20 protein-coding genes are annotated in these 19946 nt (G+C 70.7%); 4 read left to right on the top strand and 16 right to left on the bottom strand.

The annotated features are described in order from the left end of the window. Window position 1: 1 nt before the first annotated feature. The 6 genes from pdxA to AB3X07_RS18345 form a co-directional block, all read right to left on the bottom strand. On the bottom strand, window positions 2–976 hold the full coding sequence (gene pdxA / locus AB3X07_RS18370; RefSeq protein WP_369940152.1) for a 4-hydroxythreonine-4-phosphate dehydrogenase PdxA: 975 nt from the start codon (window positions 974–976) through the stop codon (window positions 2–4). Window positions 977–979: 3 nt separating this feature from the next. Next, window positions 980–2344, bottom strand: coding sequence for a peptidylprolyl isomerase (locus AB3X07_RS18365; protein ID WP_369940151.1), 1365 nt, complete (start codon window positions 2342–2344; stop codon window positions 980–982). Then, entirely contained in the window at window positions 2341–4698 is a 2358-nt protein-coding gene (gene lptD, locus AB3X07_RS18360) for an LPS-assembly protein LptD (RefSeq protein ID WP_369940150.1), read from the bottom strand. Before lptD ends, AB3X07_RS18365 begins: the two co-directional genes overlap by 4 nt. Before the next feature lie 112 nt (window positions 4699–4810). Next, window positions 4811–5716 (bottom strand): histone deacetylase family protein, encoded by a 906-nt coding sequence (locus AB3X07_RS18355; protein WP_369940149.1) that lies wholly within the window; start codon window positions 5714–5716, stop codon window positions 4811–4813. A gap of 37 nt (window positions 5717–5753) precedes the next feature. Continuing rightward, complete coding sequence (locus AB3X07_RS18350) at window positions 5754–6308, bottom strand: cob(I)yrinic acid a,c-diamide adenosyltransferase (protein WP_369940148.1); 555 nt, start codon at window positions 6306–6308, stop codon at window positions 5754–5756. A gap of 22 nt (window positions 6309–6330) precedes the next feature. Next, window positions 6331–6915 (bottom strand): hypothetical protein, encoded by a 585-nt coding sequence (locus tag AB3X07_RS18345; RefSeq protein ID WP_369940147.1) that lies wholly within the window; start codon window positions 6913–6915, stop codon window positions 6331–6333. Window positions 6916–7092: 177 nt separating this feature from the next. On the opposite strand from AB3X07_RS18345, the gene ubiH reads away from it, so the two are divergent. The 3 genes from ubiH to comJ all read left to right on the top strand — a co-directional run bounded on the left by ubiH (window position 7093) and on the right by comJ (window position 10036). After that, window positions 7093–8307 (top strand): 2-octaprenyl-6-methoxyphenyl hydroxylase, encoded by a 1215-nt coding sequence (gene ubiH, locus AB3X07_RS18340; RefSeq protein WP_369940146.1) that lies wholly within the window; start codon window positions 7093–7095, stop codon window positions 8305–8307. Continuing rightward, a complete protein-coding gene (locus AB3X07_RS18335) occupies window positions 8304–9482 on the top strand; it encodes a UbiH/UbiF family hydroxylase (RefSeq protein ID WP_369940144.1) in 1179 nt (392 codons plus the stop codon). Before ubiH ends, AB3X07_RS18335 begins: the two co-directional genes overlap by 4 nt. A gap of 74 nt (window positions 9483–9556) precedes the next feature. Further along, a complete protein-coding gene (comJ, locus tag AB3X07_RS18330) occupies window positions 9557–10036 on the top strand; it encodes a competence protein ComJ (RefSeq protein WP_369940143.1) in 480 nt (159 codons plus the stop codon). A 237-nt stretch (window positions 10037–10273) separates the two neighbouring features. Here the strand turns inward: comJ and AB3X07_RS18325 are convergent, their stop codons facing one another. The 3 genes from AB3X07_RS18325 to AB3X07_RS18315 form a co-directional block, all read right to left on the bottom strand. After that, window positions 10274–10594, bottom strand: a complete 321-nt coding sequence (locus AB3X07_RS18325; protein WP_369940140.1) for a hypothetical protein — start codon at window positions 10592–10594, stop codon at window positions 10274–10276. A 458-nt stretch (window positions 10595–11052) separates the two neighbouring features. Beyond that, a complete protein-coding gene (locus AB3X07_RS18320) occupies window positions 11053–11451 on the bottom strand; it encodes an EF-hand domain-containing protein (RefSeq protein WP_369940138.1) in 399 nt (132 codons plus the stop codon). Between the two features lie 42 nt (window positions 11452–11493). Next, window positions 11494–12216 carry a hypothetical protein gene (locus AB3X07_RS18315; protein WP_369940136.1) on the bottom strand — a complete coding sequence of 241 codons (723 nt, stop codon included), beginning with the start codon at window positions 12214–12216 and terminating at the stop codon, window positions 11494–11496. Window positions 12217–12613: 397 nt separating this feature from the next. Here AB3X07_RS18315 and AB3X07_RS18310 point away from each other — a divergent pair, with 397 nt between their 5' ends. After that, window positions 12614–13729 (top strand): Gfo/Idh/MocA family protein, encoded by a 1116-nt coding sequence (locus AB3X07_RS18310; RefSeq protein WP_369940135.1) that lies wholly within the window; start codon window positions 12614–12616, stop codon window positions 13727–13729. Window positions 13730–13871: 142 nt separating this feature from the next. Here the strand turns inward: AB3X07_RS18310 and rlmM are convergent, their stop codons facing one another. The 7 genes from rlmM to AB3X07_RS18275 all read right to left on the bottom strand — a co-directional run bounded on the left by rlmM (window position 13872) and on the right by AB3X07_RS18275 (window position 19869). Next, on the bottom strand, window positions 13872–14912 hold the full coding sequence (gene rlmM, locus AB3X07_RS18305; RefSeq protein WP_369944803.1) for a 23S rRNA (cytidine(2498)-2'-O)-methyltransferase RlmM: 1041 nt from the start codon (window positions 14910–14912) through the stop codon (window positions 13872–13874). A 34-nt stretch (window positions 14913–14946) separates the two neighbouring features. Further along, window positions 14947–15507 carry a nucleoside deaminase gene (locus tag AB3X07_RS18300; protein ID WP_369940133.1) on the bottom strand — a complete coding sequence of 187 codons (561 nt, stop codon included), beginning with the start codon at window positions 15505–15507 and terminating at the stop codon, window positions 14947–14949. Further along, window positions 15507–15908 (bottom strand): hypothetical protein, encoded by a 402-nt coding sequence (locus AB3X07_RS18295; RefSeq protein WP_369940132.1) that lies wholly within the window; start codon window positions 15906–15908, stop codon window positions 15507–15509. Before AB3X07_RS18295 ends, AB3X07_RS18300 begins: the two co-directional genes overlap by 1 nt. 59 nt (window positions 15909–15967) lie before the next feature. Next, on the bottom strand, window positions 15968–16345 hold the full coding sequence (locus AB3X07_RS18290; RefSeq protein ID WP_369940131.1) for an STN domain-containing protein: 378 nt from the start codon (window positions 16343–16345) through the stop codon (window positions 15968–15970). Between the two features lie 46 nt (window positions 16346–16391). Then, window positions 16392–17351: a DMT family transporter gene (locus AB3X07_RS18285; RefSeq protein ID WP_369940129.1), complete on the bottom strand. Its 960-nt coding sequence runs from the start codon at window positions 17349–17351 to the stop codon at window positions 16392–16394. 92 nt (window positions 17352–17443) lie between these two features. After that, window positions 17444–17995: a CPBP family intramembrane glutamic endopeptidase gene (locus tag AB3X07_RS18280; RefSeq protein WP_369944802.1), complete on the bottom strand. Its 552-nt coding sequence runs from the start codon at window positions 17993–17995 to the stop codon at window positions 17444–17446. Window positions 17996–18114: 119 nt separating this feature from the next. Continuing rightward, entirely contained in the window at window positions 18115–19869 is a 1755-nt protein-coding gene (locus AB3X07_RS18275) for a glutamine--tRNA ligase/YqeY domain fusion protein (RefSeq protein ID WP_369940128.1), read from the bottom strand. Between the last annotated feature and the right edge of the window lie 77 nt (window positions 19870–19946).

Below are 19946 nucleotides of genomic sequence, written 5' to 3'. Positions count from 1 at the left end.
TCTACAGGGCGCCGCGCGCGGCCAGGCGCGCGCACAGCGCGACCGCGGCGAACAGGCTGGAGGGATCGGCGCTGCCGCGGCCGGCCAGTTCCAGCGCGGTGCCGTGGTCGACCGCCACGCGCGGGTAGGGCAGGCCCAGGGTCAGGTTCACCGCCTGCTCGAAGCCGCTGTACTTGAGCACCGGCAGGCCCTGGTCGTGGTACATCGCCAGCACCGTGTCGACCCCGGCCAGCTTCTGCGGCAGGAACGCGGTGTCGGCCGGCAGCGGACCCAGCAGGCGCATGCCTTCGCCGCGCAGGGCATCCAGCACCGGCTGCATGACCTCGATTTCCTCGCGCCCCAGATGTCCGTCCTCGCCCGCATGCGGATTCAGCCCGAGCACCGCGATGGTCGGCGCGGCGATGCCGAATTCGCTGCGCAACGCGGTGTGGACGATGTGCAGGCTGCGCTCCAGCAGCGCCGGGGTCAGTGCGTCGGCGACGGCGCGCAGCGGCAGGTGGGTGGTGACCAGGGCGACGCGTACGATGGCGTTGGCCAGCATCATCACCACCTCGCGGCCGGCGTGACGGGCCAGCAGTTCGGTGGTGCCGGTGTAGGCGATGCCGCCGTCGTTGATCGCGGCCTTGTGCACCGGGCCGGTGACCAGGCCGGCGAGTTCGCCGCGCAGGCAGGCGTCCGCGGCCTGGGTCAGGGCGCCGATCACCGCGCCGGCATTGGCCGCGTCGGTGCGGCCGAAGCGGCTGGGCACGGCGTTGGCGACCGCGCGCAGGCGCAGGTCGCCAGGCGCCTGCGCGACGGCGGATTCGGGGAGCAGTTGCAGCGGCAGCGACAGCGCCGCGGCGGCGGCGCGTAGGGTGTCCGGATCGGCGAAGGCCAGCAGTTGGCAATCGTGGCGCGGCTGTTGCGCCAGCCTGACGCACAGCTCCGGGCCGATCCCGGCCGGCTCGCCCGGCACCAGCGCGAGCGCGGGCAGCACGGCTTACGGCTTGGTGGCGGCCGGTGCCGGAGTGCTGGCGTCGGCGGCCGGGGCGGCGGCGCTGTCGCCGCCGACGCGCAGGTTCACATAGGCTTCGCCGCGCATTTCCTGCAGGAAGCGGTTGTATTCCTCTTCCAGCTTGCGGCGGCCGATGGTCTCGCGGACCTGGGCGCGCTGGCTGTCGCTGGTCACGTCGGTCTGACGCGAGGCGACGCGCTGCACGATGTGCCAGCCGGCTTCGGTGCGGAACGGCTGCGAGACCTGGTCGTCGCTCAGGCCTTCGACCTGGCGGCCGAAGTCCGGGCCGAACGCGTCGGCCGGGAACCAGCCCAGATCGCCGCCCTGGCCGCGGCTGTTGGCATCGTCGGAGGATTCCTTGGCCACGGCCTGGAAGTCCGCGCCGCCGGCGATGCGCGCGCGCAGGGTCTCGATCTTGGCCTTGGCGGCCGCATCCGGCTGCGCCTCGTTGACCCGGATCAGGATGTGCCGGGCGTGGTACTCGGTGACGGTCTTCTTTTCCGGGTTGGCCGAGGCATCGCGCACTTCGACCAGTTTCAGCAGCTGGAAGCCGCTGGGGCCGCGCAGCGGGCCGGCGACCTGGCCCGGCTTCATGTCGCGGATCAGCTGCGCGAACGCGTTCGGGATCTCGTCCAGGCTGCGCCAGCCCAGATCGCCGCCTTCCAGCGCGTTGGGGCTGTCGGAATAGCGCACCGCGGCCGCGCTGAAGTCGATCTCGCCCTTGTCGATCAGGCTCTTGACCCCGTCGATCTTGCTCTGGCCGGTCTTGATCTGCTCGGCGGTGGCGCCTTCCGGCAGGCCGATCAGGATGTGCGCCAGGTGGTACTGGGCGCCGGTGGCGGCCTGCTGCGCCAGCGCCGCGTCCACTTCGCTCTCGCTGACGTTGATGCGGCTCTGCGCGAAGCTCTGGCGCAGGCGCTGCACGGTGATTTCGTCGCGCACCGAGTTGCGGAAGTCGTCGAAGGCCATGCCGTCGGCGGCCAGCTTCTGGCGCAGGCCGTCCACGTCGGTGCCGTTCTGCTGGGCGATGCTGGCGATGGCGCGGTTCAGTTCGTCGTCGCCGACGCGGATGCCGGTGCTGTTGGCGCGCGCGACCTGCAACTTGACCAGCACCAGGCGCTCGAGCACCTGCCGCTGCAGCACGTTGTCCGGCGGCAATTGCCCCTCGCGGCCGGCATACTGCGCCTTCACGTTGCGCACGGCACGATCCAGTTCGCTCTGCAGCACGACATCCTCGTCGACCACCGCAGCGATGCGGTCCAGCGGTTGGGTTTGTTGCGCGGCGGCCGGAGCGGACACACCGGCGATCGCCAGCAAGGTGGCGAGGAAAACGGAGAGGGTCTTGGTCATGGAATCAGGTTCGGATCGTAAGCGTCCGGATCGGTCGTGGTATTGCTGGGCGGGACCAAGTACAGGTCGTCGCGGTTGTAGCCGAGAATAGCACGGCGCAGAACGCGGTCCGTGTCCTGGCCCAGCGAGGACAGGCCCTTGAGCACGAACTCGACCTGGAACGCGGTGTCCAGGTCGCCTTCGCGATTGCGCACGTAGCGCCGCGCCAACGCGCGCACGGCCAGGCAGCAACTGTCCCACTGCACGCCGGCGATGATTTCCAGCGGCTTGCTGTCTTCCAGCGAGTAGTAATGGCGCCCGACCAGGCTCCAGGTGGGATTGATCGGATACAGCACCGACACGTCGGTCTGCTCCAGCAGGTCGCGGCGGAAGCGGTAGCTGACGTTGATGATGCCGTCGCCCGGCAGCAGGTAGCGGGTGCGGAAACTGGCCAGGTCCTTGCGCCGGTACTTGGGATCCCACTGGTAGGTGGCGCCCATCGTCCAGCGGTCGTTGAGCATGTAATTGGCGTCGGCGATCCAGGCCGACTTGCCTTGCTCGATGGATGTGCTGGGCGCGCCATTCGTTGTCGGCAGGCTGACCCTGGAGTCGCTGAAGTAAAGAATCTGGCCGAAGCTGACGGCCAGCTTCTCCTTGCCGTCGTCCTGGCGCAGCAGGCGCGAGCTCAGCGCCATGGTCAGTTGGTTGGCGTCGTTCTGGCGATCCGCGCCGGTGTAGCGCGAGTCGCGGAACAACTGGCCCCAGCTGAAGGTGAATTCGCGCGTGTCGAAGATCGGCAGGTCGTTCTGGTCGCGGTACGGCGTGTACAGATAGAACAGCCGCGGTTCCAGGGTCTGCAGATAGTTGGTGCCGCCGAACTTGGCGTCGCGATCGAAGTACAGCCCGGCGTCGACGGTGGTGATCGGCAGGCTGCGCGAGGGCGAGGTGTCCCCGCCCAGGGGCGCGGCCAGGTCCTTGTCCAGTTGGTAGGCGGTATAACGCCAGGCCAGGGTGGGTTTCAGGAACCATGCGGCGCCGGCCAGCGGCATCGAGATGTAGGGTTTGACGTCCAGTCGGCTGCCGCCGGGCTGCTCGATCACATCGCCAGTGCGTTCGAACGTGGGGCCCTTGACGTGGATGTCGTCGTGCACGAAGCGCACGGCCTCGGAGTAGACGCCGGCCTCGAACCATCTGCCGAACGACTGGTCCCAGGTGAAGAAGGCGCGCGGCTGGCGGCTGTACGGCAGCGCGGCCTCGGTCAGGGTGTAATCGGTCAACTGCCAGCGATCGGCCATCAACCCGGCGGTCCAGGTCTCGCCGGTGCCGTAGACGCCGATCGTGCTCTGCAGGTTGGAGACCGCATTGCCAAGCAGGCGGTTGGAGAAATCCTCGGTGTAACGCTCGTCGCTGACCCAGGCAATGGAGGCGCGCGCCTGCCATTGCGGATTGATGTTGTGGTAGCCCTGGTACTCGAACTTGCCGCGGTCCTTGTCGCGCAACTGGTCCGAGGGCATGTACGTGGCCTCGATCTCGCCCTTGCCGCCTTCGTACAGATAGCGGAACTCGCTGCCGAGCATGAAGCCGCGCGAGCTCATGTAGCGCGGATACAGGGTGGCATCGTAGTTCGGCGCCAGGTTCAGGTAGTACGGCTGCATGTAGTCGAAGCCGTTACGGCTGGACATGCCGATCGCCGGGAACAGGAAGCCGCTGCTGCGCCGATCGTCGATCGGGAACTTGAACCAAGGCGCGTACAGGATCGGCACGTTGTAGATCTTCAGGATCGCGTTGCGCGCGGTGCCGAAGCCCTCGTCGTTGTCGACGTCGATCTCCGGCGCGTGCAGTTCCCACACCTGTTGCGAGGGATCGCAGGTGGTGTAGGTGGAGCGGTGCATCTGTCCCAGTGCGCCCTGAAGGTCGACCGAATCGGCCTTGCCGTTGCCGCGGCGTTCGATCAGCTGGTAGCGGATGTTGGAGATCTTGTGGGTGTCGGTGTCCTGGTTGCCTTCGGCGCGGTCGGCGATCATGCGGATCGACGAATCCTGGTAGCGCACGTGGCCCTCGGCGATGTAGTTGCCGGTCTCGGTGTCCACCCGCAGGCTGTCGGTCCCCATGAACTGGTCGCCGCGCTTGAGCGCGACGTTGCCGGTGTAGTTCGGGACGGTGGTGGTGCCCGACAGCTGGTCGCCTTCGATGTCGGTCGGCTGCTGGTCGCGGATCGCCGCCAGCTTGGGATCGACCTTGGGCGCGTCATCGAACTTGGGCAGCACGTCCGGGGTCGGGCACAGTCCCCAATTGGGTGGCTTCTCGGCCGCCATCGCCGGCAGACAGAGGGCGATACTGAACGGAAGGGGTAGCAGGCGGAGGGCTCGGCGCACGCGCGTCAGGTATCGGGCTAAAACGGTCGCTAGCTTGCCCCATCCGGTGCATGGGGGCAATGAAGGCGTTCCGGGGCGCGGGGGCGGGGTTCATCCGCCCAGGGTCGGGACGTCAGCGCAGGGCGTCGACGTGGGCCACGCTGCATTCGCCCAGCGCCTGCAGGTCGTAGCCGCCTTCCAGCAGCGACACCACGCGGCCGCGCGCGTGCCGTTCGGCCAGCGCGCGCAGTTCCGCGGTGAGCCAGGCGAAGTCCTCGGCGTCCAGCATCAGGTCGGCCAGCGGGTCGCGCATGTGCGCGTCGAAGCCGGCCGAGACCAGCAGCAGTTGCGGCTTGAAGGCGTCCAGCAGCGGCAGCATCTGGTCGGCCCAGGTGTTGCGGAAGCGGAAGCCGCCGCTGCCCGGCGGCAGCAGCGCGTTGTGCAGGTTGCCCACGCCGCGGTCGTGGACCCCGCCCGAGTTCGGGAATAGCCCGGACTGGTGGGTACTGAGATACTGCACATGCGGATCGCGCTCGAAGATCGCCTGCGTGCCGTTGCCGTGATGCACATCGAAATCGACGATGGCGATGCGCTCCAGGCCGTGGCTGTCGCGGGCATGGGCGGCGGCCACGGCGACGTTGTTGAACAGGCAGAAGCCCATCGCGGTGCCGGCGGTGGCGTGGTGCCCGGGCGGGCGCACGGCGCAGAAGGCGGTGTCGCTCTCGCCGTGCATCACCGCGTCCACCGCGGCCACGCCGGCGCCGGCCGCGCGCAGCGCCGCGGCCCGCGAGCCCGGCGCGATCACCGTGTCCACGTCGAGCATGCGCCGGCCGTCGATGTCGGCCAGGACCGTGTCGATCAGCTCGCGGTCGTGGACCCGGGCCAGGTCGCCGAGCTTGGCCAGCGGCGCCTCGCGCCATTCCAGCGCGGGGAAGGCCGCGCGCAGCGCGTCGGTGACCGATTGCAGCCGTTCCGGCCGTTCCGGATGCTCGGGTCCCGGGGCATGGCCCAGGCACGCGGGATGGGTGTAGATCAGCATGCGAGCCCTGCCGCCTGCGCGCCGCCGCGAGCCTGGCTCAGGCCTGGCGGCGTTCGTGGCGCCACAGCACTTCGCCGTGGCCGTCGGCCCGCGCCAGCACCCGCGCCAGCACGAACAGCAGGTCGGACAGGCGGTTGAGATAGCGCACCGCTTCCGGCCGCACCGCGTCCTGGCGCGACAGCGCCACGGTCTCGCGCTCGGCGCGGCGCACGATGGTGCGGGCCAGGTGGCAGCGTGCCGCGGCCTCGCCGCCGGCCGGCAGGATGAAGTCCTTCAGTGCCGGCAGGGTGTCGTTGTAGCGGTCCAGATGCCGCTCAAGTGCGTCGATGTCGGCATCGTGGATCGCCGCATGGCCGGGAATGCACAGTTCGCCGCCGAGGTCGAACAACTGGTGCTGGATCGCGGTCAGCAGGGTGCGCACGTCCTCGGTCAGCGGACAGGCCAGGATCACGCCGATCGCCGAGTTGGCCTCGTCCACGGTGCCGTAGGCGGCCACCCGCGCGGAGTCCTTGCCGACCCGGTTGCCGTCGCCCAGCCCGGTGCTGCCGTCGTCGCCGGTGCGGGTGTAGATCTTGGAGAGGCGGTTGCCCATCGCCGCGCGGCGTCCGCCGGCCTCAGGGGTTGACCGACTGGCCGCGCCGGCCCAGCCGCGCCCACTGCTCGATGCCGACCTGGATCGCCGCGGCCAGGCCGACGTACAGCGCCGCGCTGCCCATGTACGGCAGCAGCCAGTCGCCGTAGTTCTGCCACCAGCCGGCCACGGTCGGGTTCGGCACGCTGCGGCTGATCCAGTAGAAGCTGCCCTGCGCGATCAGGTGGCACAGCGCCACCGCGACCACGAAATTGCCCGCGGTGCTGCGCAGCGCGCGCCAGTCGGCGCCGCGGTAGCCCAGCGCCGCCAGGGCGCCACCGGTCCACAGCGCCAGGTAGGCCGGAATCAGGCACCAGTAGGCCGGCGACACGCAATAGTGCTGCCAGAAGTCCAGGCCCTGGCCGCGGATCACCAGGTAGTCGATCAGCACCGCCAGCCCCATCAGCAGCGGGAACGCCCAGCGGGTCCAGCCGCGCAGGTAGAAGCCGCCGATGAAGAACACCGCCCATGACGCGTCCGGGATCGCGCCGAAGTGGTTGATGCGGGTCGCGGCCAGCAGCGACACCAGCAGGAGCAGGACGGGCAGGCGGTGGGTGGAAGGCGTCATGGCGGGCGGGCACCGGTACGGAGAACGCCGATTCTACTGGAAGCGGCGGGCCGGCGAGTGAGGCCCCGCGCCGACGGTGCGGCGTGGACGCCGGGAACCGCACGGGGATGCTGCGGGCGCAGCGCCGCACCGCGTGCGGATCACCGCCGATTCCGGTGCCGGCCGTATCATGGCCGGATGAGCAAACGACATGACGTAGTGATCGTAGGCGGCGGCCTGGTCGGCGCCAGCCTGGCCATCGCCCTGGACCGCCTGGGCGTGGACGTGGGCCTGGTCGAGGCCGCGCCGCCGGGCGCGCTGCCGCCGGTGTTCGACCAGCGCAACCTCAGCTTCGCCGCGGCCACGGTCAATGCGCTGCGCGCGCTCGGTGTGATGCAGCGGCTGCGCGCGCCGACCGGGCCGATCCGGCGCATCCATGTCAGCCGCGAGGGCGATTTCGGACGGGTGCGGCTGGACGCGGCCGACTACGGGCGCGAGGCGTTCGGGCAGGTGGTGGTGGCGCGCGACTTCGGCGAGGCGCTGGAAGCGGGCTTGGCCGCCGCCGCGCACGTTCGCCGCTACCGGCCGGCGCAGTTCCTGGGGCTGGAGGCCGGCGACGACGCGTCGTCGCGGCGGCTGCGCATCGCCCTGGACGGCGCCACCGAGGTGCTGCAGGCGCGCCTGCTGGTCGGTGCCGACGGCAGCGCCAGCGCGGTGCGCGAGGCGCTCGGCATCGCCGCCGAGCGCCACGATTTCCAGCAGACCCTGTTCGTGGCGCGGGTACGCGGCAGCCGCCAGCCCGACGGCAGCGCCTACGAGCGCTTCCGCGACGAAGGCCCGACCGCACTGCTGCCGCGCGGCGACCGCCACTACGGCGCGATCCACGCGGTCGCCGCCGAGCAGGCCGACGCGGTGGCCGTGCTCGACGAGGCCGCCTGGCTGCAACGCCTGCAGCAAGCGCTGGGCTGGCGCGTCGGCCGCCTGCTGGGCAGCGGCGAGCGCAGCGCCTACCCGATCGTGCAGGTGCTGGCCGGGCGGCTGACCGATGCGCGCGCGGTGCTGCTCGGCAATGCCGCGCAGACGCTGCACCCGCTGGGCGCGCAGGGCTTCAACCTGGGCCTGCGCGACGCGCTGACCCTGGCCGAGCTGATCGAGCGCGACCGCACCGATCCGGGCGCGCCGGCGCTGCTGCAGCAATACGCCCAGCGCCGCGAGCAGGACCGGCAACGGACCGTCGCCTTCTCCGGCGGCTTGGCGCGGCTGACCGCCAACCCGGCGCCGCTGCTGCGCCCGTTGCGCAGCCTGGGCCTGCTGGCGGCCGCGCAGGCGGCGCCGCTGCAGTCGTTCCTGGTCGGCGGCGCGATGGGGTTCCGCGGCGACGTGCCGCAGCTGTGCCGGGAGACGACGGCATGAGCCGGCGCGGCGTGCTAGACGTGGTGGTGGTCGGCGGCGGCGTGGTCGGCGCCGCCTGCGCGTTGGCGCTGGCCGCCGAAGGCCTGGCGGTGGCGCTGGTCGAGGGCCGCGAGCCGTCGCGCTGGTCGGCGGCCGAGCCGGACTTGCGGGTGTACGCGTTCGCCCCGGACAACGCCGCGCTGCTGCAGGCGCTGGGCGTGTGGCCGCAGGTGCTGGCGCGGCGCGCGCAGGCCTATCGGCGCATGCGCGTGTGGGACGCCGGTGGCGGCGGCGAACTGGAGTTCGATGCCGACGCGCTGGGGCGCGACCAGTTGGGCTGGATCGTCGAGCATGCGTTGCTGGTCGAACAACTGTGGGCGGCGCTGCCGGCGGCCGGGGTGCAGTTGCACTGTCCGGCGCGGGTGGAGGCGGTGGAGATGGCCGAGGAACGCGTCCGCCTGCGCCTGGACGACGGCAGCCGCCTGGACGCGCGCCTGGCGATCGCCGCCGACGGCGCCGACTCCACCCTGCGCGGCCTGGCCGGGCTGGACGCGCCGGCGCACGACTACGGCCAGCGCGGCGTGGTCGCCTTCGTGCAGAGCGAGCAGCCGCACCAGGACACCGCCTGGCAGCGCTTCCTGCCCGGCGGGCCGCTGGCGTTCCTGCCGTTCGCCGACGGCCGCAGCTCGATCGTGTGGACGCTGCCCGAGGCCGAGGCGGCGCGGGTGCTGACCCTGGACGACGCCGCGTTCGGCGCCGAGCTGACCCAGGCCTTCGGCGCGCGCCTGGGCGCGGTGCGCGCACTGTCGCCGCGGGTCGGCTTTCCGCTGCGCCGGCAACTGGTGGAGGACTATCACCGCGGCCGCCTGCTGGTGCTGGGCGACGCCGCGCACGTGGTGCATCCGCTGGCCGGGCAGGGCGTCAACCTGGGCCTGCGCGACGTCGCCGCGCTGGCCGCGCAGGTGCGCCAGGCGCAAGCGCGGCGGGTCGATTGGTCGGCGTCGCACCGGCTGGCACGCTGGGCGCGCGGACGGCGCAGCGACAACACCTTCGCCGCCTACGGCTTCGATGCGATCAATCGCCTGTTCTCCAACGACGACATGCCCCTGACCCTACTGCGCGGCCCATTGCTGGGCCTGGCCGGCAAACTCCCGATGCTGATGCACGGGTTCTGGAAGCGCGCCTCCGGCGTGTGAGCGCGCGCCGACCGGCGCTGCGCCACGCGCGCAGCGTGTTCGCCACGCGCCGCCATCCTGGCAGAGAGACAACGATGCAAACCGCAACGCAAACCGTGGACCTGCTGATCTCGCACAGCCAACTACAGCTGCGTGCGCGCGGCTTCGACGAGGCCGCCTGCCGCTGGGGGCCTCGGAATCTGCAGCAGGGCGCGATCCTGCACCGCGACTACGTGGTGTTCGATCCGCTGCCCGAGGACGCGTTCGGTGCGCAGGTGCACGTGACGCTGGCTGCGGCATTCGCATCCGATCCGTGCGCGCAGCGGCGCATGCAGGTGCCATTCCGGGTGCGCGCGGGCGACGTTGTGCAGGTCGCGTCAGCGGCCGAGGCGTTCGAGGTGACCCTGGCGCTGCAGGCCTGCGACTACGCGCTGTACTACGAGATCTGCGAAGGCGACGAGGTGTATTACCGGTTCACCCTGGTGCCGGCGGCGCAGCCGGTGGCGGCGCGCTATCTGTTGGACGATCCCTGGGGCGGGACGCAGGATGCGCCATTGCTGGAAGGGGCGCTGTAGCAGGCGTCAGCGCAGCGGGCGAAGGCCGGCGGCGGAGCGCGGATGACACGCGTGGCGCGGCGATCGGTGCGGCCGGCGGTGGCAGATGCGATGAAGCGGTGCGCGACGCTCCGGTTGTCGCGTTGCCGGTGTCCGCGGTGCTGCTGCTTCAGAAAACAATCGCGCCGCCCGCGGCGGAGAGGCCGCAGGCGGCGCATGGGGGTGAAAGGACGCGGATGGGCGGACGCGTGCGACGCGTCACGTCGACATCCAGCCTTGCAGATCGGTCTTGCTCAGGCGGCCGTGGTGGTGCACGTCGACCGCATCGAATTCGGCGTACAGCGTCGGATCGGCCTTGGCCTCGGCGCGGCTGATGTAGCCGTCATGGTTGCGGTCGAGCTTGGCGAAATCGATGCGGTAGCCGCCGACGATCGAGTCCGGCTCGACCGAGGTGACATGGACGATCTGCCCGTTCTGATGCAGGGTCACGGCATCCGGCGCGGACTGCGCCATCGCCAGCGCCGGTGCGGCGAGCAAGGCCAATGCGAACGGGACGAGACGAGGAACGTTGCGGTTCATGGCGCGACTCCTGTTGCTGGGAAGGAGTCAAGAACATAGGCCCGATCGAATTAATCGGGACTAAAAAAATCGGGCTTGCGCACGCGCGCGCCGGTGCTGTTTAGCAAGCGTTTCCAATGCGGCGGCGCGGTTGGCGAAGCTCACGCGCGGCGTGCCGCGGCACAGGGCGCCTCGAACAACTTCAGTCCGGAAGCTGCACGCTGCGTGTGCCGATGGCATGTCGTTTTCCTGTCGCGGCTGAAGCCGCTCCTACAACCGCGCGCAGTGCCCCTGTAGGAGCGGCTTCAGCCGCGACAGGAGAACGAAGTGGCCGTGATGCCGAGGCATCCATGGGAAACACGGTCTCAACGCCACCGAGTCCCATCGCCAATGCGCCTGGACACCCCGAGCGCCTCGGCGCCGGGTGGGCGCATCGGCGGCTCGAAATGCATCGACATGCTGGGGGGGGTAGAGGTGCCCTACAGCCAGCCGGCCAGTTGCGCGCGGCTGAGGCGCCCGCTGCGATTCGTGTCCAGCGCATCGAATTCGTCGGCCAGCGACGGGTTGGCCTGCGCCTCGCTGCGGCTGATGTAGCCGTCGTGATCGCTGTCCATCGCATCGAAGTCGATGCGGTAGTTGCCGGCGACGCGGTCGGGCTGGATGGTGCGCACGGTGACCGGCGCGGCGCCCTGCGGTACCTCCAGTCGTACCTGATGGGTCACCTCGCCGCTGCTCAGCGGCTGCGCCTGCACCAGCGCGGGCACGTCGCGCAGCGGCTCGGTGACCGCGCTGGAGGTGGCCTGCAGGTTCTGCGCGGCGGCCGGGGCCAGGGCGGCGGCGAGCAGGCCGGCGGCGAGGAAGGACAAACGGTGCTGCATGGACACGACGGACTCCGATGATGGAAACGGGATAGGGTGGGCTCAGCCGGGGATGAACGGGAACGCCAGTTTTAGCAGTCCCTTCAGCCCACCCTCGGCGGTGCTGGCGATGGCCTTGGCGCCGAGGCTGTTGAGCGCGCGGCGCACGTCCTCCCAGCGTAGCTTGCCGACGTCCTTCTTCAACAGGTCGGCCACTTCCTCGGCGGTCGGGGTGAGCTTTTCCAGTTCGCGGGCCACCTTTTCCGGCTCCGGCTGCAGGTAGCCCCAGCGCTCGGCGATCTTCAGCAGGGTGTCGAAGCGCACCGCGACCACGTCGCGGTTGCGCTCGTACACCGGCATCGCGCCGACCTCGACGATGGCCTGCTCGAAGCGCTGCTGGTCGTCCGGATGCTCGATGCGGATGGCCAGGAAGCCGTCCTTCTTGCTGCGTTCGCTGACGTGCTTGGCCCCGGCGCGCAGGTTGTCCTCGGTCAGCACGGTGGCCACGATGCGCTCCAGCGCCGCGTCGCCGTCCTCGGGCACCAGCGCGCGCCAGCGCGCGTAGCCGTCGCGGCGCAGGCCCTTCACCTTGGCCGGGGTCACGCGCAGGCGCAGCGCCACCGCGTTGTTGGAGTCGCTGCGCGAGATCGCGCCATCGCGTTCCAGCAACACGAAGATCAGCAACTCCAGGTCGCGCTTGGTCAGCGACTGGAAGCCCTGCAACAGGGTCAGGCGCAGGAACTCGTCGGCGAAGCCGGCCGGGTCCTTCAGTTCGATCGGCTGCATGTGTGCGGTCTCCAGTCAGTGCAGGCAGGATGCCCGATGCCGATTGCGCGGGCTGAGACCGCGATGCGATGCGCATCCCATCGGCATTGTAGGGCCTTGGGCGGCGCATCGAATCCTGCACCGTGCGTGCGCGGCTCGTCGACACAGGCAAGGGGGCGCGCTGGCACGCATGGCGCGCTATCTGGAAGGCGATGCCATGCCTGGGCGGCCGGTTTCGCGTCCGGGGCGATCGCTGCGGAAGGTCTCGATCGCGCCGCGGTCCTGCATGGAGCGATCGGCGCGATGCACGGCCAGGCAGTGTGCCGGAGCGCCGGTGCGGCCGGGATAGCGCTCACAACGGCGCACGCGGGATGCGTTAAGGTCGGGCGGTCCGTGTCCGGCCGCCAGGGAGATCCGCATGTCGCTGTCATCGCCGAATCGTCGCCGTTTGCTGCTCGCCGGAGTGTCTGCGGCGGGCGCCGGCCTGTTGGGATCGCCGCTGTTGGCGGCCCCGCGCGGCAAGCCGAAGAAACCGCTTGGGGTGGCTCTGGTCGGATTGGGCAGCTATGCCAGCGAGCGCCTGGCGCCGGGGCTGGCGCTGACCAGGCACTGCCGGCTGGCCGGCATCGTGACCGGCTCCCCGCACAAGATTCCGCAGTGGCAGGCGCGCTACCGCATTCCCGATCGCAACGTGTACGGCTACGACGAGCTGGAGCGTATCGCCGACAACCCGGACATCGACGTGGTCTACGTGGTCACGCCCACCTCGCTGCATGCGCCGCTGAGCATCCGCGCCGCGGCCGCCGGCAAGCACGTGTGGTGCGAGAAACCGATGGCGATGCATGCCGACGAGGCGCAATCGATGATCGCCGCCTGCGCGCGCAACAAGGTGCGGTTGAGCATCGGCTATCGGATGCAGCACGAGCCGAACACGCGGCGGATCATCGCCCTGGCCGGCGAGCGCCCGTTCGGGGCGATGCGCACGGTGCGCGCCGAGGCCGGCTACAACGGCTACCACGACACCGATCCGGCGCAGCGGCCGTGGCGGCTGCGCGCGCAGTTCGGCGGCGGCGCGATGTACGACATGGGCGTGTACGCGCTCAACGCGGCGCGCTACACCACCGGCGCCGAGCCGCTGGCGGTCAGCGCCACCCGCAGCACCGAGCGCCCGGCGCTGTTCGACGAGGTCGACGAGCACATGCAGTTCAAGCTGGAGTTTCCGCACGAGGTGATCGCCGAGTGCGCCACCAGCTTCGGCCGCACCATGAACCGGCTACGCGCCGAGTGCGAGCGCGGCTGGTACGAACTGGCGCCGTTCCAGAGCTACGACGGCATCCGCGGCAGCGCCAGCGACGGGCGCGTGTTCGACGCGAAGGTGCGCCACCAGCAGGCGCTGCAGATGGACGAGGACGCGTTGGCGATTCTCGAGGGCACGCCCCTGCGCGTGCCGGGCGAGGAGGGCTTGCGCGACATGCGCGTGGTCGACGCGATCCAGCGTTCGGCGCGCGAGGGCGGCAAGCGGATCGTGCTGTAGCGGATGCGCGTCGTGCGATGCCTGGCGGTTCTTTCGCGGCTGCTTCGCTTCCTGTAGGAGCGGCTTCAGCCGCGACAGGATGTGTCCGGCGAGATGCTGTCGCGGCTGAAGCCGCTCCCACAGGGGCAGCGTGGCGCGCCCCTCAGGCCGACATCGCCAGCACGGTGATCTCTTCGCGGTCGTGGTACAGCTGCTTGGCGCGGATCTGCAGCGGACGCTCGGCGCGTTCGGCGAACAGGTCCAGGCACAACTGGGTCTCGTCCCAACGCTTCTTCATCGGCAGTTTGAGATTGAAGATCGCATGCCGGCACCAGCCCTCGCGGAACCAGGTGCCCATGCGCTCGGCCACGCGGCGCGGCTGTTCGACCATGTCGCAGACCATCCAGTCCAGCGGCTGCGGCGGCTTCCAGTGGAAGCCGTCGGCGCGCAGGTGCTCGACCAGGCCGCTGTCGAGCACGTGCTGGCGCAGGGGGCCGTTGTCCACGCTGGTCACGTGCAGGTGCTGGCGGGTCAGCACCCAGGTCCAGCCCCCGGGTGCGGCGCCCAGGTCGGCGGCGCGCATGCCGGGCTTGAGCAGTGCCTCGCGCTCGTCCGGCGCCAGCAGCGCCAGCAGTGCTTCCTCCAGCTTCAACGCCGAGCGCGATGGCGCGTCGGACAGCAGTTTCAGCCGCGGGATGCCCAGCGGCCACGGCGCGCTGTCGTCGCTGTCGGCGATCGCCAGCAAGGCGTGGGTGCCGGCCAGGAAGCACACGTGCAGGCGCGGCAGCGCCGCTTGCGGCTTGTCGCTGAGCAGCCCGGCCTTGCGCAGCGCCGGGCGCAGCGCATTGCCGAAGCTGCGCGCCAGACCGGACAGCTGCTTGCCTTCGTCCGAATCGGGGTGCTCGACCCACAGATCGCCGAAGCGGCCGCGGCCGGCCAGCGCCTGCAGCATCGGACCGATGCGGTCGGCCGGATCCAGGTCGCGCAGTTCGGCAAGCAGGCGCAGTTTCTGCCGCGCGAAGATCAGGCCGCGCCAGGGCAGCGCGCGCGGCGGCAACGCCTCCTCGCACAGCAGCAGCGCGTAGCCGCTGTTGCGCTCGGTGCGCGCATAGGCAGGCAGTTCGGCGCGCGCGGCGCGGTCCTTGAGCTCGGCCGCCAGCTCGGGCTCGAAGCCTTGCCGGCAATAGCACAGCAGGCCGTTCAGGGAGGACATGGAGGAGGCCTTCGCCGGACGGCGGTCAGTAGCGGGGGCTGTCGAGCTCGCCGTAGCGACGCAGCACCGCGCGGGCGGCGTCGCGATGCAGGCCCTGCACCACCTCGATGCCGCGGCGCTGCAGTTCGCCGACCCAGTCCGCCGGCAGCGGGCCTTCGTCGAATGGGGTCAGCGCCATCACGTCCTCGGCGCTGGCGCCGATCAGCAGGCGGTCGATGCCGGCCCAGATGGTCGCGCCGTAGCACTGGCAGCACGGCTGCGAGGAAGTGGCCAGGGTCACCGGCGACAGCACCGCGTTCAGGCGCGGGGTCTGCAGGCGCTGCTGGGCCAGCATGTAGGCCATGTTCTCGGCATGCGCCAGCGAGGTGGTCTGCGGCACCACCCGGTTCACGCCGACCGCGATGATGCGGTGGTCCGGGCCGAACACGGCGGCACCGAACGGCCCGCCGCTGCCCGCCTCCACGTTCAGGCGCGACAGTTCCACCGCCAGCGCGACCTTGTCGGCGTCGCTGGCGTGGACCGCCTGCGGATCGACCGCCTCGTGGATCCAGGCGGGCAGGGTGAGGTGGACTTGTGCGTAGAGCATCAGCGGACGGGTTCGGCAGGCGTGGGGGCGCGCAGTGTATCGGCTTGGGCGCCCTGCGCGGTGCACTGTCCGGCCACGCACTGGCAGCCGGCGATCGCGCGCGAGCCGCACACGCTCATGCGGCCGCTGGCCTGGCATTGCGCCATCACGCCCTGCGGGTCGGTGGGGCTATCGCGGTTGACGCAGGCCGGCATCGCGCCACAACAGTTGCCGACGTTCTTGACCGTGCAATCGGCATCGGTGCGGCAACTGGTATCGACCTTCACTGGCAGGCCCGGCGCGGCCGCGGCCGCTGCCGGTACCGCCGGCTTGGCGGTTTCGCTGCGCGCGCAGGCGCTGGACAGCAGCATGCCGGCGACCAGGCACAGGGAACACAGCAACGACGCGAGATGGCGGGGCATGGCGACCTTCCGTGCGGTGGACTGCGGCCATGGTAGCAATCCACCACGCCGCCGCCGGGTCAGCGGCGTACGACGGTCAGCGTGTCCGGGTTCTCCTGCGCGATCCGCAGCGCAGTGCCGTCCAGCGCCTGATGCAGCGCCTGGCGGATGCTGATTCGCCCGTTCACTGCCTTGACCTGCAGTGGCGCAAGGGCGGGATCGCGGTACACGACCATGCAGCCGGTGGCATGGGCCAATTGCTGGGCGGTTTCGTCGAAGCGCCCCGCCGGCAGGGCGTAGGCCTGGTCGGGGAGCGCATCGCACTTGCCGGTGGTCGCCACGGTGGCGGAGGCCGACCCGGACGTGCGGTCGGAAGGGGCGGTCGAGCTGGCGCCGCAGCCGGCGAGCGCGGCGGTCAGGGCAAACGCGGTGCAGCGCTGGAGCAGGGCGAGGCGCATGGCGCGATTTCCGTGGGGTGGAAATGCGCAGTCTAGGCGGCGGGGCTTAACCGGACTTGGCTTCGCGCCCCGGCGGCGGCTTCTGCGCGTGCACCAGCGTGCACCACAGCACGCCGCCGAGCAGGCAGGCGATCGCCAGCAGTTCCAGCGCGGTCGGCCAGCGCTGTTCCCACAGGAAGCCGTACAGCAAGGCGAACACCGTCTCGAACACGATCATCTGCCCGACCAGGGTCAGCGGCAGCAGTCGGCTGGCGCGGTTCCAGCAGGCGTTGCCGATCACCGAGGCGAACAGCGCCAGCACCAGCGCCATCCCCCAGAAGCGTGCCCAGTCGGCGCCGGCATGCGCGTTGCCGGTCAGCGCGAAGGCCGGCAACGCCAACGCCAGGGCCAGCGCGCCGGTGACCACGCCGGTGAGCAGCGACCAGTCGCGGCCGGACAGGTCCGGGCGCCGCCGCAGCCAGCGCGCGTTCTTGATCGAGTAGGCGGTCCAGCACGCGAGCGCGCCAACCGCGCAGGCCAGTCCCGCCGCGCGCAGGCCGACGCTGGCGGGGATGTGCGGGCGTGCGACGGCCAGGGTCTGCACCGCGACCAGCGCCACCCCGAGCACGCACAGCGCGCAGGGCGCGGCCAGCCGGCGCAGCCGCACCGCGCTGGCCGCGCGCGAGCCGATCACGGTGACCGCCGCCGGCAGCAGGCCGATGATCAACGCGGTGGCGGCACCGCCGGCCCACTGCACCGCGCTGCCCAGCAGCACGTAGTAGACGATGTTGCCGAGCAGGCTCAGGCGCAGCAGCGCCCACCATTCGGCGGCGCCGAGTGCGCCGGTGGCGGCGCGCCAGCGCGGCGCGAGCACAAGCGCGGCGATCGCGCCGTAGGCCAGGTAGCGCGACACCGACAACTGCAGCGGCGAGAACCCGGACAGCAGTTGCGGGGCCAGGAACACCAGTCCCCACAGCGCGCCGGCGGCCATGCCGTTGCCCACTCCCGCCCACAAACGCTCGCGCATGCCGTGTCCCGTTTCCGTTGGTGTCGCCGCCGCATCGGCGCCGCCGTGGCGACGGCGCGCATGGCGCGGCCCCGTGGCGGATCCGCCGGCGCTCAGTACCAGCCCAGGTACAGGCTGGTGACGCCCCAGCTGTCGATCAGCCCGTGCGCCAGCATCATCGCCCACAGGTGACGGCCCGAGCGCAGATAGACATAGCCGAACAGGCTGCCCACGATCCCGGTCAACACGATGCCGGAGACACCCTGGCCGGCGTGCATCACTCCGAAGGCGACACCGCCGAGCAGCGCGGCGATGAGGTTGGCGCCGCGGACGCCGCGCAGCAGCGCGCTCAGCTGGTGCATCAGGAAGCCGCGGAACACCAGTTCCTCGCCGATCGCGGCGCTGAGCCAGGCCAGGGCGATCAGCTTCGCGGCTGCCGGCAGATTGCCGCGCAGCGCGCCGTAGCCGCTGTAGTCGGTGGCGCTGCCGGTGAGCTGGGTGATCAGCGGTTCCAGCCATGGATCGACCAGGCCCACCACCAGCGCGACCAGCAGCAGCGTCCAGCCCAGCCATGCCTGCGGCGAGCGCCGCCGCAGGCCGCAGGCCTGCAGCGAACGCGTTTCCAGCCACACCAGGCCCAGGCCGATCGCGCCGACCGCCGGCATCCGCCAGGGGAACGGCAGCCAGTGGAAATGCGCCAGCGCCAGGATCGCGGCGATCAGCGCCAGCCGCAGCAGCGGATGCGACAGCGCGCGCGCTGTCGCCGCGTGCGGTACCGCCGTGCTCACGCCGCGCCCTGGCCGCCGCTCCAGGTGTCGCGCAAGGTCACGCTGCGGTTGAACACCGGCGTGGTCGCGCTGTGGTCGTAGCGGTCGGCGACGAAGTAGCCGGTGCGCTCGAACTGGAACGCCTGCTCCGGTGCGGCCTGCGCGGCGGCCGGTTCGACGTAGCCGCGCACGCTGCGCTTGGAGTCGGGGTTGAGGTGGTCGCGGTAGGTCTTGCCGTCGGATTCGTCGTCGGGCTTCTCCACCGAGAACAGGCGGTCGTACAGACGGATTTCCGCGGCCACCGCATGCGCGGCGCTAACCCAGTGGATGGTGCCCTTGATCTTGCGGTTGGCGCCTTCCATGCCCGGACGCGATTCCGGGTCGAGCCAGCCGCGCAGCTCCACGATCTCGCCGGCGGCGTTCTTGATCACCTCGTCGACGCGGGCGATGCCGGCGCCGCGCAGGCGCACTTCGCCGCCCGGCACCAGCCGCTTCCAGCCCTTGGGCGGGACTTCGGCGAAGTCCTCGCGCTCGATCCACAGTTCGCGCGAGAACGGTACCTCGCGGGTGCCGAAACTCTCGTCCTTGGGATGGTTGGAGAAGGTCAAAGTTTCGCTGTGGCCTTCCGGCAGGTTGCTCAGCACCAGCTTGAGCGGGTCGATCACCACCATGCGCCGCGCCGCGTGCGCGTCGAGGTCTTCGCGCAGGCAGCCTTCCAGCACCGAGAAATCGATCACCGAGTTCTGTTTGCTGATGCCGACGCGGTCGACCAGCAGACGCAGCGCGGCCGGCGTGTAGCCGCGGCGGCGCAGGCCCTGCAGGGTGTACATGCGCGGGTCGTCCCAGCCGTCGACCAGGCCTTCGGTCACCAGTTGGGTCAGCTTGCGCTTGCTCATCACCGTGTAGTTGATGTTGAGCCGCGAGAACTCGATCTGCCGCGGCTTGGCCGCCTCGCGCGGCAGGCCCTTGTCCAGCAGCGGCTGCAGCAGTTCCGGGTGGCCGGCCAGGTCGACCTTGTCCACGCACCAGTCGTACAGCGGGCGGTGGTCCTCGAACTCCAGCGTGCACAGCGAATGGGTGATGCCCTCCACGGCGTCGCCCAGCGAATGCGCGAAGTCGTACATCGGGTAGATCGGCCAGGCGTTGCCGGTGTTCTGGTGCTCGACGTGCTTGATCCGGTACAGCGCCGGGTCGCGCAGGTTGATGTTGCCGCTGGCCATGTCGATCTTGGCGCGCAGGGTGCGCGCGCCATCGGGGAACTCGCCGGCGCGCATGCGCCGGAACAGGTCCAGGTTCTCCTCGACGCTGCGCTCGCGGTACGGCGAATTGCGGCCCGGCTCGGTGAGCGTGCCGCGGTATTCGCGCACCTGCTCGGCGGAGAGATCGCAGACGAAGGCGTGGCCGTCGCGGATCAGCTTCTCGGCGGCCAGGTAATAGACCTCGAAATAGTCCGAGGCGTGGCGCAGCTCGGCCCAGTCGAAGCCCAGCCAGCGCACGTCGTCCTGGATCGCGGCGACGAACTCGGGGTCTTCCTTGGCCGGGTTGGTGTCGTCGAAACGCAGGTTGCAGCGCCCGGCGAACTCGGCGGCGATGCCGAAGTCCAGGCAGATCGCCTTGGCGTGGCCGATGTGCAGGTAACCGTTGGGCTCGGGCGGGAAGCGGGTGCGGATGGCCGCGTGCTTGCCGCTGGCCAGGTCCTCGCGGACGATCTGGCGGATGAAGTCTTTCTTCTCGGCCGGGGCGGAGGCGTCGGTGGCGGGGGTGTCGGACATGCGCGCGTCAGCAAATTGGTAGACAGCCAGTTTAGCCGAGCTGGCCGCTGCCCGCCCCGCCGCGTACGCTGCGGGTC

It is taken from the genome of Xanthomonas sp. DAR 35659, assembly GCF_041242975.1.
Classification (GTDB): Bacteria; Pseudomonadota; Gammaproteobacteria; order Xanthomonadales; family Xanthomonadaceae; genus Xanthomonas_A; species Xanthomonas_A medicagonis.
The sequence above is the reverse complement of the archived record's forward strand: the minus strand, read 5'-3'. Positions and strand labels throughout refer to the sequence as shown.

Bases quoted from the DNA above. Each gene is read 5' to 3' on its own strand.
- AB3X07_RS18325 (WP_369940140.1), bottom strand. From the start codon at position 10,594: ATGAACCGCAACGTTCCTCGTCTCGTCCCGTTCGCATTGGCCTTGCTC.
- AB3X07_RS18310 (WP_369940135.1), top strand. From the start codon at position 12,614: ATGTCGCTGTCATCGCCGAATCGTCGCCGTTTGCTGCTCGCCGGAGTG.
- AB3X07_RS18280 (WP_369944802.1), bottom strand. From the start codon at position 17,995: ATGCCGGCGGTCGGCGCGATCGGCCTGGGCCTGGTGTGGCTGGAAACG.
- AB3X07_RS18315 (WP_369940136.1), bottom strand. From the start codon at position 12,216: ATGCAGCCGATCGAACTGAAGGACCCGGCCGGCTTCGCCGACGAGTTC.
- AB3X07_RS18320 (WP_369940138.1), bottom strand. From the start codon at position 11,451: ATGCAGCACCGTTTGTCCTTCCTCGCCGCCGGCCTGCTCGCCGCCGCC.
- AB3X07_RS18300 (WP_369940133.1), bottom strand. From the start codon at position 15,507: ATGCTCTACGCACAAGTCCACCTCACCCTGCCCGCCTGGATCCACGAG.
- AB3X07_RS18335 (WP_369940144.1), top strand. From the start codon at position 8,304: ATGAGCCGGCGCGGCGTGCTAGACGTGGTGGTGGTCGGCGGCGGCGTG.
- AB3X07_RS18285 (WP_369940129.1), bottom strand. From the start codon at position 17,351: ATGCGCGAGCGTTTGTGGGCGGGAGTGGGCAACGGCATGGCCGCCGGC.
- AB3X07_RS18355 (WP_369940149.1), bottom strand. From the start codon at position 5,716: ATGCTGATCTACACCCATCCCGCGTGCCTGGGCCATGCCCCGGGACCC.
- AB3X07_RS18275 (WP_369940128.1), bottom strand. From the start codon at position 19,869: ATGTCCGACACCCCCGCCACCGACGCCTCCGCCCCGGCCGAGAAGAAA.
- AB3X07_RS18365 (WP_369940151.1), bottom strand. From the start codon at position 2,344: ATGACCAAGACCCTCTCCGTTTTCCTCGCCACCTTGCTGGCGATCGCC.
- comJ (WP_369940143.1), top strand. From the start codon at position 9,557: ATGCAAACCGCAACGCAAACCGTGGACCTGCTGATCTCGCACAGCCAA.
- ubiH (WP_369940146.1), top strand. From the start codon at position 7,093: ATGAGCAAACGACATGACGTAGTGATCGTAGGCGGCGGCCTGGTCGGC.
- AB3X07_RS18345 (WP_369940147.1), bottom strand. From the start codon at position 6,915: ATGACGCCTTCCACCCACCGCCTGCCCGTCCTGCTCCTGCTGGTGTCG.
- AB3X07_RS18350 (WP_369940148.1), bottom strand. From the start codon at position 6,308: ATGGGCAACCGCCTCTCCAAGATCTACACCCGCACCGGCGACGACGGC.
- AB3X07_RS18290 (WP_369940131.1), bottom strand. From the start codon at position 16,345: ATGCGCCTCGCCCTGCTCCAGCGCTGCACCGCGTTTGCCCTGACCGCC.
- AB3X07_RS18295 (WP_369940132.1), bottom strand. From the start codon at position 15,908: ATGCCCCGCCATCTCGCGTCGTTGCTGTGTTCCCTGTGCCTGGTCGCC.